The following is a 14,275-nucleotide window of genomic DNA, read 5'->3' as shown; positions in this document are numbered from 1 at the left end:
AATTACAAATAAATTTTGTAATTCAATTCATCAAAATATAGAATTAAAACGAAGAAATATAAACCTTTGTAGAGATGTAAGAATTTTGACTAATTTAGGTAAGGACATACCGCAAAATGTATTCGTTTTTTTATTTTAAGTTTGCATTAAGTTTACATGTATGATGCGAAAAATTGTTGTTTTATTTATTTATTTATTTTCAATCGTAGGGCTTTCTCAAGGTCTGGAAATAAAGGGTAAAGTTGTTGATACGGAAAATAAACCAGTTGCTTTTGCTAACATAGTTGTTTCTGATGGGACAAATACTTCAGGTTATAAAGGTACCATTTCTAATGAAACTGGTGATTTTGAAATTGGTAATTTAAAAACCAATAAATATACCCTGAATGTTAGTTTTTTAGGATACAAAACTCAAGCTATTGAAGTTCAGCTTGATAAAAGTGTTTCTCTTGATGATATTATTTTAGAAGATGAACAACAAGAACTAGATGGTGTGCTTATTGTTGTTAAAAAACCAACAGTAAAACGTATGGTGGATCGCTTAGTTTTTAATGTTGAAAATTCCACATTATCTAATAATAACATGCTAGATGTTTTGAAACATACGCCTGGAGTTATGGTAAATAATGATGGTATTTCTGTAAAGCACGCTAGCCCTACCATTTATATTAACGATAGAAAAGTGCATTTATCTACTACAGAGGTTATACAGCTTTTAGAGAGTATGCCTGCCAATAACATTAAAGCTATTGAAGTAATTACTTCGCCACCATCTAAATACGAGGCAGAAGGAGGGGCTGTACTTAATTTTGTGACAAGTAAAAATCTAGTTTCCGGATATAACGGTAGCGTTTTTGGTAATTTTAAACAAGGATTTGAATTTCCAAAATATTCTGTTGGAACAAGTCATTTTTTTAAAGGAGAAAAAATAGACGCTTACATTAACTATAATGTAAGTCCGCGAAAAGATTTTAGAAACACCGACGAGTTTATTAACTTTATAGATAATGAAGAAACGACTTCTAGTTGGGAAACGGACTATAATAGAACTCGAAAATCAGCAAATCAAAATATAAATAGTAATATAGATTATACTATTGACGATAAAAACACCTTGAGTTTTTCTGCAAACTTAATGTTTCTACCTAAATCGGGAACCGAAACAGATATTAATTCTTTAACTGAAGTATATGGTGCAACAGGCGTGCTAGATTCTACGTTTAATACCATTAACGCTGCTGTAGATAAAACAACCAATGCTGCATTTACATTAGATTATGTTCATAAATTAAATCAAGAGGACGAGCAATTATCATTTAGTGCACATCATACTAATTTTAGCTTCGATAGCGATCAAGATGTTAATACAGAATATTTATTTCCTGATCAATCTTTAATTAGAAATAACGAATTCGAATCACTTTCTAGCCAAGATATTAAGCTTTATACAGGGCAGGTAGATTATGAGTTACCTATTAGTGAAACAGCTTTTTTAGAAGCAGGAGGGAAGGCTTCATTTATTAATTCTGAGAGTGTTATAAATCGATTTTTTATTGATAACGGAAGTAGAGAAGAGGATTTAGAAAATTCTGATACCTTTTTATATGATGAAACTAACCTGGCACTATATGGTAGCTATAGTAAAGATTGGGAACATTGGAGTTTAAAAGCAGGACTAAGAACAGAATACACAAATATTGAAGGGAATTCATTATCGACTAATCAAATTAATAACTCGGATTACATCAAGTTTTTTCCAACATTTCATATTTTGAATGTTTTAAATGAAAACAACGAAATTTATTTCACCTACAACAAACGCATCTATAGACCAAGATATAGCCAATTAAACCCCTTTAAGTTCTTTTTAAGTGATAACTCATACAATACCGGAGATCCTAATTTGAAACCGCAAATTGACGATAATTTTATTTTAGGTTATACTTTTAATTCAAAATATACTTTCGAGCTTTATTATAGAAACGAGAATGATCCTTCAATACAAATTACATTTCAAGACAATGATTCTAAATTGTTAAAAAATGTTGATACCAATATAGATAGAAGTATATCATATGGATTAGATTTTACAACGTTTACGCCTGTAATTTCTAACTGGGATCTTTATGTGTATTCTTCTTTATTTTATTATGAAAACAGATTTGCTGCCTTAGAAAGTAATAACCAATTGTATACTACCGATAAATGGTCCGTGTATTTACAAATGGTAAATTATTTTTCTTTTTTAAAGGATAAAACATTAACTGCTGATGTGTCTCTAATTTATATTTCACCATTAGTAGATGGGCCTAGTGAGATTAGTAATAGAACTGGACTAGATATTAGTGTTCGTAAAACATTTTGGAATAATAGAGCGTCTTTAACTATGGGTATAACCGATATTTTTAACACTCAAAACTTTACGCAAACAACAAAGTATTTAAATCAAGATATATTATTAAATTCCAGAATGGAAAACAGAATGTTTACGCTTGGTTTTAATTATAAGTTTGGTAATTTCAGGTTAAAAACAAATAAGAAAGATATAGAATCTATAGAGCGAGATAGGTTATAGTAATAAAATACTTTAGTGTTATTAAAAACGAGAATTCTAGAGAGCATTTTTAAGCTATAAATGTTAATTCTAATTTTTAAATGGTTTTAAATCACTTATTTTTAACTCTAATTTCTTAGTTTTTATAGGCTTCTTTTGCTTGTTACAAAATCAAGCATAAAATGCAAGTTTTGACTATTGGAAGTGTTTAAAAGAATAAATCCGCAACTCTTAAAATGGAGTTGCGGATTTCTTTTTTAATTAGTAGTATATTATCTTATGCTAAAGATAATATTTGATTACATTTTTAAGTAAACACTCTCATGTTTACGCTATATTCATCTTCGTACTCTAAAATAATTCATTAAAATTAGTTTAACGCATAATTTTAAAATCGATTGAAATGATCATATAAGAGAGATATAATTAATAGATTGGTTAGTTACTACTAGAAATATTCTTTTATTTTATCCCAAAAGGTTTTTGGAGAGACTTTAAATTCATCTTCTAAATCTTGTAGGGATTTGTTTGCATTGTTAACCTTATTAAATATTTGTGCTCTTATTAAATAGATAGATGGTATAATTATAACCATAATAGGAATCAAATAAATAAGTTGATTTGAATCCACAAACGTTAAATCATCATTTATTGTTGTGAAAATTTGATATATGTACATTGAGATGGGTACCAATAATGTATGATACCACCAATGACGGCAGGTAAAAAACCAAATAAACAGTAAAAAAAGGGGCATTGCTTTTCCCATTAAGGTCCAAGCTACAGTAAGTATACTTCCGTAATATTTACTGTCATATCTAAACAAAAAAGTATCCCAAGTTGGTGTATCTGGAACACTTTCATATAGGTAAAACAAATAAGGAGTTGCAGCTATTAATGTGGCTACAACAGTTCCTATTATCAAACTCTTTCTATCCGTGCGTTGGAACTCTGATTGCACTTCTTTGAATTTTTGCAGTTTGTTGCTCATCTTGATTAATTGTGTTAGCTGCATAAGCTGTAAACAACATTCCTCCGAAAATCGCGATTGCGATTAAGTAATTTTTTGCTTTCATTCTATAGGGGTTTTAAAATTATATTTCAAAACTAAAGAAAGAGTAAGTTTCAAAACCCGTTAAAATGTTAAAATTATGTTAAAAACATTGTTTTTTAAATATTCCGATGTGGGTTTCCCGTAAAACAATATTTTTTTGGAACTTTTTAGTTGTTATAGCTTGTAATAGCTAGTTTTGTTAGGGTTGATAATTTTAATCTGCTATTAATTGCCTCATGTTTTCTGACTGAATAGATAACTTTATAATACATTCATTACCCGATAAAATTGGTTCTATAACATCAGGCCATTCAATTATTATCCAATTATCAGAATCTAAATAATCTTCTATTCCAAAATTATAAGCTTCTTCTAGATCGTTAATTCTATATAAATCGAAATGAAAAATTTTTTCATCTTTCAATTCATATTCATTTACAATAGAAAAAGTAGGACTGCTCACATCGTCTTTACTACCTAAACCTTTCACTATGGCTTTTATTAGTGTTGTTTTACCAACACCCATATCGCCGTAAAATAATAGGGTTCTTGATGTTGCTTGCAAAATAAGTTTGTTTGCAACTTGTTCAACCTCGTCTATTGTATAAGTTATATTCAATTTGAAAAATTTAACATAACAATATTAAGGAATTTAATTTAAAAACACCAAAAAATGTATCAAAGTAATTAGTGTTTATCGCTGTTGGCACATTATTTCAAATTAAATAGCACAAAAGCAATTATCATTTTTATCAACGAGACTCGACCTTGCAGATAAGAGTTTCTGAAATGTCTTACAACATAATTTCACCCCTTTTTTTATGAAAAATAATTAATTTTCACAAAAAAAGTTGGAACTACCGATTTTAATATATTATAGATTGATTTTTTCGAGTATTTAACAATAAAAAAGCATTGCCTTACAGGATAAAGTTCTACGGTTTCACATTATGAATTTAAGCTAGTTTTTAATTGCTAATGGTTTCCTGCAAGCGTTTTGCTTAGTTTAATAAAATAATTACTTGAACTATGCTTAAACTAAATATTTATAGAAAGAAGTAAATACTCAATGGTAGTATTCTAAATAATATTGATTTGATAAACAAATAAAAAAAGTGTTCGAGATGAAAAACATCTGGAACACTTTTTAATAACAAAATAGATTGTTTAATTACGAAAATAGGCAATTAAACAATCTATAGTCAAACTTTACTATCCGTGCGTTGGTACTCTAATTGCACTTCTTTGAATTTTTGCAGTTTGTTGCTCATCTTGATTAATTGTGTTAGCTGCATAAGCTGTAAACAACATTCCTCCGAAAATCGCGATTGCGATTAAATAATTTTTTGTTTTCATTCTATAGGGATTTAATAATTAATTATATTCCAAATCTAAAGAAAGAGAGAGTTGTAAGATGTACTTAAATGTTAAAATTATGTTAAAAACATTGTTTTTTGAAAATTCCGATGTGGGTTTCCCGTAAAACAATATTTTTTTGATTTCGATAAGTTGTTAATCGCTTGTTTTTACTCGGAGTTTCAATTTTAATGGATTATCAATTGTTGCTTATTTTCTAAAAAAACGGATGTTTTTAATGCATTATTTAATAATGAAACTAGTTAAGTGCTAGTAAAACAATGAGTTGTAATGAAAATGAGACTTTATTTATTCGTTATTGTATAAGTAAAAAAATGATTCACCATCTTCATATAATAAATTAGTCTATAAAGTTAATCCCAACTTGAAAAATAAAAACACTAAAAAAGTCATTAGCTTAATTAGTGCTTTTATTAATTTATTTTTTTGGATTAAATACAACAAAAGGAATTATCATTTCTTCTAAAGATACTCCACCATGTTGATATGTGTTTCTAAAATAACTGACATAGTGATTGTAATTGTTTGGATAAGCAAAGAACATATCGTTTTTTGCAAAAATGAAAGAACTACTCATGTTAATAGATGGCAAGTGAATTTCTTTAGGGTCTTTAGCTACAAAAACATCTTTGCTTTCATAGGTTAAACTTCTACCTGTTTTATAACGAAGATTTAAACTTGTATCTCTATCTCCAATTACTTTCGATGGATTTTTTACATTAATAGTACCGTGATCGGTAGTTAAAATAAGTTTAAATCCAAGATGTTGCGCTTGCTGAATCATCTCTAATAGCGGTGAGTTTTTAAACCAACTATGTGTTAAAGAGCGGTAAGCTTTGTCATTAGAAGCTAATTCTTTTACAACTTCCATTTCTGTTTTAGAGTGAGAAAGCATATCAACAAAGTTGTAAACAACAACCGTTAAATCGTTCTTTTTTAAGCTTTTAAAATTGTCAACTAATTTCTTTCCAGCTTTTAAGTTCGTGATTTTGTAGTATTCGTGTTCTAAATTACTTAGACCTAAACGTTTTAATTGTGCTTCTAAAAATTCAGCTTCAAATAGATTTTTACCACCTTCTTCAGTATCATTTTTCCAGTATTGTGGAAAAAGTTTTTCCATAGCACTTGGCATTAAACCAGAAAAAATGGCGTTACGAGCATATTGTGTAGCTGTAGGAAGTATGCTGAAAAAGGCCTCTTCGGTTTCTTTTTTATAGTAATTATTTATTATTGGTTCAAACACTTTCCATTGGTCGTAACGTAAATTATCAATAACAACTAATAGTGTTGGTTGTTCTTTGCTAATCTCAGGTGCAATTTTTTCTTTAAAAAGGGTATGCGACATAATTGGCGCATCGGTATTTGGCTCAAACCAATCGGCATAATTTTTATCTATAAACTTTGCGAACTGCGAATTAGCTTCCGTTTTTTGAGATTCTAAAATTTCGAACATGCCAACATCTTCAATATCTTCTAGTTGAATTTCCCAATAAATTAGTTTTTGATATAGGCTAACCCATTCCTCAAAACTATTAACCATAGATAAATCCATAGCTATTTTTCTGAATTCTTGCTGATAATTGGATGTCGTTTTCTCGGAAACTAGACGCGAATGATCCAAATTCTTTTTTAAACTTAAAAGGATTTGGTTTGGGTTTACAGGCTTTATAAGGTAATCGGCTATTTTATTACCAATAGCTTCTTCCATTATATATTCCTCCTCACTTTTAGTAATCATTACCACCGGCAGGTTGTCTGTTTTCTCTTTAATTTCATGTAAAGTCTCCAAACCAGTAAGTCCGGGCATGTTTTCGTCTAAAAAAACAATATCAAAATTTTCTTCATCTAAAATATCAATAGCTTCAGAGCCACTATTACATTTGGTAACTTGGTAATTTTTCTTCTCAAGAAATAAAATATGTGGTTTCAATAAATCAATTTCATCGTCTACCCAAAGTATTTTTATTTTATTCATTTGTATGTTTTTTGTAATGATTTATAAAGTCTAAAATAATAGCTTATTTATGAAAATCACGATGACTAAATTGTTAGTTATGCTCATTTCATATAGCTATATTTGTAAATAATAATTGTAAAAACTTAAAGTTTGAACAAACTAAAGATATTAAACGACCCAATTTACGGATTTATTACTATTCCAAATTCGCTGATATTCGATTTAATTCAACATAAATACTTTCAACGCTTACGTAGAATTACACAAATGGGTTTATCCTATATGGTATATCCGGGAGCACATCACACTCGATTTCATCATGCCATAGGTTGTGTACATTTAATGCAACAAGCTGTCAATGTATTACGTTTTAAAGGAGTTAGCATTTCTGAAGAAGAAGAAACAGCCTTATATGTTGCTATTTTATTACATGATATTGGGCATGGTCCATTCTCTCATGCTATGGAGCATAGCATTGTAAATAATATATCGCACGAGCAAATTTCACTCCTTTTTATGGAGCGTTTAAACGAAGAATTTAACGGAAGTTTAACGCTTGCCATTGAAATATTTAAGGGTAATTATCACCGTGAATTTATGTGCCAGCTTATTTCTGGTCAATTTGATATGGATCGGGCCGATTATTTAAAGCGTGATAGTTTTTACACAGGTGTAGCAGAAGGTAATATAAATAGTGAGCGCTTAATTACCATGCTAAATGCTGTTGATGATAAATTAGTAGTTGAAGAAAAAGGGATTTATAGCGTAGAGAAATTTATAATTGCGCGCCGTTTAATGTATTGGCAGGTGTATTTGCATAAAACAGGCATCGTGGCCGAGCAACTTTTAATACGTGTTTTGAAGCGAGCAAAGGAATTAGCTTTAAAAGGGGTGAAGCTAGAAGCTAGTAAACCGCTTCAGTATTTTTTAAATAATATAGTTTCAATTGATGATTTTAATGATGAAATATTAGATCTATTTTCTCAATTGGATGATTACGATGTAATTTCGGCCATGAAAGCTTGGCAATATCATGACGATTTTGTTTTAAGTAACATATGCGAAATGATTATTAATCGTAATCTATTAAAAATTAAACTGAAGAATAAGCCTATTGGAAAGCAAAACTTAGAAAAACAGATAAAAATCTTTATTTCTGCTCATAAAATAAGCAGGGAAGAAGCCGAATATTTTGTGTTTACCGGAAGCATTTCTAACCAAGCATATCAATTAAAACATCAGGGAATTAATATATTACACAAGTCTGGTAAAATTGAAGATATAGTAAAAGCATCCGATCAACTTAATTTAAAAGCACTGTCGAAACCTGTCACCAAATATTATATATGTTACCCTAAGGTTAAAGTTTAGCACATTTTTCCTATTTTTGCCAAAATCAAACAAAAAACAATAAATTTTTAGTGTGAAGTTTACTGCACAACAAATAGCTGGTATTTTAGAAGGAGAAGTTATAGGTAACCCTGAAACTGAAGTATTCAAGCTATCCAAAATAGAAGAAGGGTTTGAAGGTTCGTTAACCTTTTTAGCCAATCCCAAATACACCTCATTTATATATAAAACCGAAGCGTCTATTACAATTGTAAATAAAACGTTTAAACCGGAAAACGAGTTAAAAACCACTTTAATTAAGGTAGATGATGCTTATATGGCATTCTCGAAAATACTTGAATACTATAATTCGGTAAAACTTAATAAAGTAGGCATAGAGCAACCGTCATTCATATCAGAATCAGCTAAATACGGCGAAAATGTTTATATTGGCGCCTTCAGTTATATTGGTGATAATGTAGTACTTGGCGATAACGTAAAAATTTTTCCGAACAGTTATATTGGTGATAATGCGGTATTGGGAGATAATACCATTATCTTTTCTGGCGCTAAACTTTATTCTGAAACCATTGTTGGAAAAAGTTGCGTTATTAATTCGGGTGCCATCATTGGTGCCGACGGATTTGGATTTGCGCCAAATGAAGATGGAGGTTATACTAAAGTACCACAAATAGGAAATGTAATCCTTGAAGATTATGTAGATGTTGGTGCTTGCACTACTATAGATAGAGCAACTTTAGGTTCAACAATTGTGCGTGAAGGTGTTAAATTGGATAATCAAATCCAAATTGCGCATAATGTAGAAATTGGAAAAAATACAGTAATTGCAGCGCAAACTGGTATTGCTGGCTCAACACATATTGGTGAACATTGCCAAATTGGTGGTCAAGTTGGTATTGCAGGGCATATTACCATTGGAAACAATGTGAAAATACAAGCACAGTCTGGTATTGCTAGACATGTAAAAGATAATGAAATACTCCAAGGTTCACCAGCTTTGGCAATTAGCGATTATAATAAGTCGTATGTTCATTTTAAAAATCTGCCTAAGATTGTTAAAAATATAAATGATTTAGAAAAAATAAATGGGAATAGTTAACACTGAGATTAGACAAAAAACCATTCTTAAAGAAGTTACTCTAACAGGAGTTGGTTTGCACACAGGTAAAAATGTAACCTTAACATTTAAGCCTGCGCCAGCAAATTCTGGTTTACGTTTTAAACGCGTAGATTTAGAAGGGGCACCTATTATAGAAGCAGATGCCAATTATGTAACCAGCACACAGCGTGGTACATGTTTAGAGAAGAATGGAGTAACCATCCAAACTTCAGAACATGTTTTAGCCGCTTTTGTAGGTTTAGATGTTGATAATGCTATTATAGAATTAAACGCTGCCGAACCTCCAATTATGGATGGATCGTCTAAGTTTTTTGTTGAAGCTATCGAAAAAGCTGAAATAGTAGAATTGGATGCTTTTAGAGAAGAGTATGAGGTTACTGAAATCATTTCTTATGTAGATGAAGAGTCTGGTAGCGAAATTTTAGTAATGCCTGCTAAAGAATATCAAATAACCACTATGGTGGATTTTGGGACTAAAATTTTAGGAACTCAAAATGCAACATTAAATCAAATTTCAGATTTTAAAGAAGATATTTCTAACGCTAGAACATTTAGTTTTCTTCATGAAATTGAAATGCTTTTAGAACATGGTTTAATTAAAGGTGGTGATTTAAATAATGCTATTGTTTATGTTGATAAAGCTTTATCTCCAGAAACAATGGAAAAATTAAGAGTTGCTTTTAATAAAGATAACATTGCCGTTAAACCCAATGGTATTTTAGATAATTTAACGCTACATCACCCAAATGAAGCTGCGCGCCATAAACTTTTAGATGTTTTAGGCGATTTAGCTTTAGTTGGTACACGCATTCGCGGAAAAGTGATTGCTAACAAGCCTGGGCATTATATTAATACGCAGTTTGCTAAAAAATTATCTAAACTTATAAAAATAGAACGTAGAAACAATGTACCAAAAATTGATTTGCATCAAACACCTTTAATGGATGTGAATCAAATTATGGACATGTTGCCTCACCGTCAACCTTTTTTACTTATTGATAAAGTTTTCGAACTTTCTGATAATCATGTAATCGCTCAGAAAAATGTAACCATGAACGAAGAGTTCTTTAAAGGTCATTTTCCTGGAGCACCAGTAATGCCAGGTGTTTTAATTGTAGAAGCCATGGCACAAACCGGTGGTGTTTTAGTTTTAAACACCGTTCCAGATCCAGAAAATTATTTAACCTTTTTCATGAAAATGGATAAAGTAAAATTTAAACAAAAAGTGGTGCCAGGTGATACATTAATTTTTAAATGCTCACTAATTACACCAATACGCCGTGGTATTTGCCACATGCAAGGTTATGCCTATTCAAACGGTAAACTTGTTGCAGAAGCCGAATTAATGGCGCAAATATCAAAAGTAAAATAAGATGTGATTTTTAGATTTAATCAAATTGAGCTCAAAACTAAATTTGATTAAATCTAGTTTATCACTTTTCTACTAAACTAAAATATATAAAATGAATCAACCATTAGCGTATGTGCATCCTGGTGCAAAAATCGCAAAAAATGTGGTCATAGAGCCTTTTACAACTATACATAATAATGTTATAATTGGAGATGGCACATGGATAGGGAGCAATGTTACCATTATGGAAGGTGCACGCATAGGGAAAAATTGTAATATTTTTCCAGGTTCTGTAATTTCTGCTGTACCACAAGATTTAAAATATAACGATGAAGATACAACGGTAGAAATTGGAAACAATGTTACCATTCGTGAATGTGTTACCATTAATAGAGGAACCACCGATAGAATGAAAACCGTAATAGGCGATAATTGTTTAATTATGGCGTATTGCCATATAGCTCATGATTGTATTGTGGGTAAAAACTGTATTTTCTCTAATAATAGTACGCTTGCAGGACATATTACCGTTGGTGATTATGTGGTTATGGCAGGTATGACGGCTGTACATCAATTTGTTTCGGTTGGTAATCACGCTTTTGTAACTGGAGGATCTTTAGTTAGAAAAGATGTACCACCTTATGTAAAAGCAGCGAGAGAACCATTATCTTATGTTGGTATCAATTCTGTAGGTTTACGTCGTCGTGGTTATACTACCGATAAAATAAGAGAAATTCAAGATATTTACAGAATTCTTTATCAAAAAAATTATAATAATACGCAGGCTGCCGATTTAATCGAAGCAGAAATGGAAGCGACTCCGGAACGTGATGAAATTCTTCAATTTATCAGGAATTCTCATCGAGGTATCATGAAAGGATATTTCAAATCAAATTAAATATGAATTAGTCAATTTTTAATCGACTAAAATCAAATAATAAATTTTCAAAAAAAACATTATGGTTACTACAAGTGATATTAGAAATGGTTTATGCATTGTATACAACAACGATATATATAAAATTATAGAGTTTTTACACGTTAAACCAGGGAAAGGTCCAGCTTTTGTAAGAACAAAAATGAAAAGTGTAACCAATGGAAAGGTTTTAGATAATACTTTTTCTGCTGGTCATAAATTAGAAGATGTTCGTGTTGAAACTCATAAGTTTCAATATTTATATAATGATGGAGAATTTTATCATTTTATGAATGAAGCCGATTATACACAAATCCGTTTATTAGAAGCGGCTCTTGATAATCCAGGATTAATGAAAGAAGGTGAAGTAGTTACTGTATTAATTAACACAGAAGATAATATGCCTCTTTCGGTAGATTTACCAGCAAGTGTTATTTTAGAGATTACTGCAACTGAGCCAGGAGTTAAAGGAAATACAGCAACTAATGCAACTAAACCTGCGACTGTAGAAACAGGAGCAATTGTAAATGTCCCTTTATTTATTAACGAAGGTGATAAAATTAAAGTTGAAACAGCAAAAGGAACTTATAAAGAAAGAGTAAAGGAATAAGTATTCCTATAAACTTTTAAAAATACATAATGAAATTTCCAAAGCAACATACCTTAAAACAAATCGTAGACCTTATTGGGTGCGATTTTGTTGGTGACATAGATTTTCCTGTTTTTGGCATGAATGAAATTCATGTGGTTGAAGCTGGGGATATTGTTTTTGTAGATCATCCAAAGTATTACGATAAAGCATTAAATTCTGCAGCTACTATTATTTTAATTAATAAGAAAGTAGAGTGTCCAGAAGGGAAGGCTCTATTGGTTAGTGACGATCCGTTTAGAGATTTCAATACATTAACTAATCATTTTAAGCCTTTTAAATCGGCTAATAGTGCTATTTCAGCGTTAGCTAAAATAGGGGAGAATACAATCATTCAACCTAATTGCTTTATTGGTCATAATGTTGAAATTGGCGATAATTGCCTTATTCATGCCAACGTAAGTATTTATGATGATACGGTTATTGGTAACAATGTCACTATCCATTCGGGAACAGTTTTAGGAGCAAATGCTTTCTACTATAAAAAACGTCCCGACGGTTATGATAGATTAAAATCTGGCGGTCGTGTAGTTATCGAAGATTATGTTGATATTGGAGCAGCATGTACTATTGATAGAGGTGTAACAGCCGATACTCGTATTGGATATGGCTCTAAATTAGATAATCAAATTCAAATTGGTCACGATACTGTTCTTGGTAAAAAATGCCTTATAGCATCGCAAGCTGGAATTGCAGGTTGTGTTATAGTTGAAGATGAAGTGGTTATTTGGGGACAAGCAGGTGTAAAAAGTGGGATTACCATCGCAAAAGGAACCGAGCTTTTTGCTCAATCTGGATTAGGACATTCAACAGATGAAAATAAGGCGTATTTTGGGTCACCGGCTGGTGAAGCTAGAGCAAAATTTAAGGAATTAGCCTATATTAGAAAGATTCCGGAAATATTAAAATCAATAAAAAAATAACAAAAAAAGTAATTCGGTTTTTACTTTAAAAATAGGATTCAAAAAATTACTTTTGTTAAGTAAATATAATAACGATAAAAAATCTTCTATGAGCGTTTTAGTAAACAAAGATTCAAAAATAATAGTTCAAGGTTTTACAGGTAGTGAAGGTACTTTTCACGCCAGTCAAATGATTGAATATGGAACAAATGTTGTTGGTGGTGTTACACCAGGAAAAGGTGGTCAAACACATTTAGACAGACCTGTTTTTAATACTGTTTTAGAAGCAGTAGAGCAAGTAGGAGCAGATACTACCATTATATTTGTACCGCCAGCTTTTGCTGCCGATGCTATTATGGAAGCTGCCGATGCTGGAATAAAAGTTATTATTACAATTACAGAAGGTATTCCTGTTGCCGATATGATTACGGCATCAAACTACATAAAAAACAAACCATGTCGTTTAATAGGTCCTAACTGTCCAGGTGTTATTACACCGGGTGAAGCTAAAGTTGGTATTATGCCAGGTTTTGTTTTCAAAAAAGGTAAAGTTGGTATTGTTTCTAAATCAGGAACTTTAACTTATGAGGCTGCAGACCAAGTTGTAAAACAAGGTTTAGGTATCACAACGGCTATTGGTATTGGTGGAGATCCAATTATTGGAACTACAACCAAAGAAGCTGTTGAATTATTAATCAATGATCCAGAAACAGAAGCGGTTGTTATGATTGGTGAAATTGGAGGTCAATTAGAGGCAGATGCTGCAAACTGGTACAAAGCTAGTGGAAGTAAAAAACCTGTTGTTGGTTTTATCGCTGGTGAAACTGCACCTGCAGGTCGTACTATGGGACATGCTGGAGCTATTGTTGGTGGAAGTGATGATACTGCACAAGCAAAAAAGAAAATTATGAGAGCATGTGGAATTCACGTTGTAGATTCTCCTGCTGAAATTGGAAAGAAAATTGCTGAAGTTTTAGCATAAGTATTTGCTGAAATTAAAATATAGTTCATAAGAAAAATCGTTAACTTCTTTGAGTTAACGATT

Annotated in this window: 13 protein-coding genes; 8 read left to right on the top strand and 5 right to left on the bottom strand. The window is 31.1% G+C overall.

Translation table 11 applies throughout. The features are described from left to right. Positions 1–160 precede the first annotated feature (160 nt). Positions 161–2,575 (top strand): outer membrane beta-barrel family protein, encoded by a 2,415-nt coding sequence (locus tag M4I23_RS05410; protein WP_249753718.1) that lies wholly within the window; start codon positions 161–163, stop codon positions 2,573–2,575. 427 nt (positions 2,576–3,002) lie between these two features. Here the strand turns inward: M4I23_RS05410 and M4I23_RS05405 are convergent, their stop codons facing one another. The 5 genes from M4I23_RS05405 to M4I23_RS05385 form a co-directional block, all read right to left on the bottom strand. Then, positions 3,003–3,515, bottom strand: a complete 513-nt coding sequence (locus M4I23_RS05405; protein WP_249753717.1) for a hypothetical protein — start codon at positions 3,513–3,515, stop codon at positions 3,003–3,005. Next, positions 3,487–3,630 (bottom strand): hypothetical protein, encoded by a 144-nt coding sequence (locus M4I23_RS05400; RefSeq protein WP_199269865.1) that lies wholly within the window; start codon positions 3,628–3,630, stop codon positions 3,487–3,489. Before M4I23_RS05400 ends, M4I23_RS05405 begins: the two co-directional genes overlap by 29 nt. Positions 3,631–3,822: 192 nt before the next feature. After that, a complete protein-coding gene (tsaE, locus tag M4I23_RS05395; protein ID WP_158850014.1) occupies positions 3,823–4,227 on the bottom strand; it encodes a tRNA (adenosine(37)-N6)-threonylcarbamoyltransferase complex ATPase subunit type 1 TsaE in 405 nt (134 codons plus the stop codon). 593 nt (positions 4,228–4,820) lie between these two features. After that, the gene (locus M4I23_RS05390) at positions 4,821–4,964 is read right to left on the bottom strand and encodes a hypothetical protein (RefSeq protein WP_199269866.1); all 144 of its coding nucleotides are present in this window, start codon (positions 4,962–4,964) and stop codon (positions 4,821–4,823) included. Between the two features lie 439 nt (positions 4,965–5,403). Then, entirely contained in the window at positions 5,404–6,960 is a 1,557-nt protein-coding gene (locus tag M4I23_RS05385; RefSeq protein WP_158850016.1) for a PglZ domain-containing protein, read from the bottom strand. A 132-nt stretch (positions 6,961–7,092) separates the two neighbouring features. Between M4I23_RS05385 and M4I23_RS05380 the strand changes: the two genes are divergently transcribed. The 7 genes from M4I23_RS05380 (at position 7,093) to sucD (ending at position 14,212) form a co-directional block, all read left to right on the top strand. Continuing rightward, positions 7,093–8,313 carry an HD domain-containing protein gene (locus M4I23_RS05380; protein WP_158850018.1) on the top strand — a complete coding sequence of 407 codons (1,221 nt, stop codon included), beginning with the start codon at positions 7,093–7,095 and terminating at the stop codon, positions 8,311–8,313. Between the two features lie 52 nt (positions 8,314–8,365). Further along, positions 8,366–9,391: a UDP-3-O-(3-hydroxymyristoyl)glucosamine N-acyltransferase gene (lpxD, locus tag M4I23_RS05375; RefSeq protein ID WP_249753716.1), complete on the top strand. Its 1,026-nt coding sequence runs from the start codon at positions 8,366–8,368 to the stop codon at positions 9,389–9,391. Then, positions 9,378–10,784: a bifunctional UDP-3-O-[3-hydroxymyristoyl] N-acetylglucosamine deacetylase/3-hydroxyacyl-ACP dehydratase gene (locus M4I23_RS05370; RefSeq protein WP_158850022.1), complete on the top strand. Its 1,407-nt coding sequence runs from the start codon at positions 9,378–9,380 to the stop codon at positions 10,782–10,784. The genes lpxD and M4I23_RS05370 overlap by 14 nt, the downstream gene beginning before the upstream one ends. 91 nt (positions 10,785–10,875) lie before the next feature. Further along, the gene (lpxA, locus tag M4I23_RS05365) at positions 10,876–11,661 is read left to right on the top strand and encodes an acyl-ACP--UDP-N-acetylglucosamine O-acyltransferase (RefSeq protein WP_158850024.1); all 786 of its coding nucleotides are present in this window, start codon (positions 10,876–10,878) and stop codon (positions 11,659–11,661) included. A gap of 61 nt (positions 11,662–11,722) precedes the next feature. Then, complete coding sequence (gene efp / locus M4I23_RS05360) at positions 11,723–12,289, top strand: elongation factor P (protein ID WP_249753715.1); 567 nt, start codon at positions 11,723–11,725, stop codon at positions 12,287–12,289. A 29-nt stretch (positions 12,290–12,318) separates the two neighbouring features. Further along, positions 12,319–13,251: a UDP-3-O-(3-hydroxymyristoyl)glucosamine N-acyltransferase gene (locus M4I23_RS05355; RefSeq protein ID WP_158850028.1), complete on the top strand. Its 933-nt coding sequence runs from the start codon at positions 12,319–12,321 to the stop codon at positions 13,249–13,251. Between the two features lie 88 nt (positions 13,252–13,339). Beyond that, on the top strand, positions 13,340–14,212 hold the full coding sequence (sucD, locus tag M4I23_RS05350; RefSeq protein ID WP_158850030.1) for a succinate--CoA ligase subunit alpha: 873 nt from the start codon (positions 13,340–13,342) through the stop codon (positions 14,210–14,212). The last annotated feature ends 63 nt before the right edge of the window (positions 14,213–14,275 follow it).

The organism is Algibacter sp. L4_22, assembly GCF_023473045.1.
GTDB lineage: Bacteria > Bacteroidota > Bacteroidia > Flavobacteriales > Flavobacteriaceae > Algibacter.
This window is presented reverse-complemented; position numbering and strand designations above follow the sequence as displayed.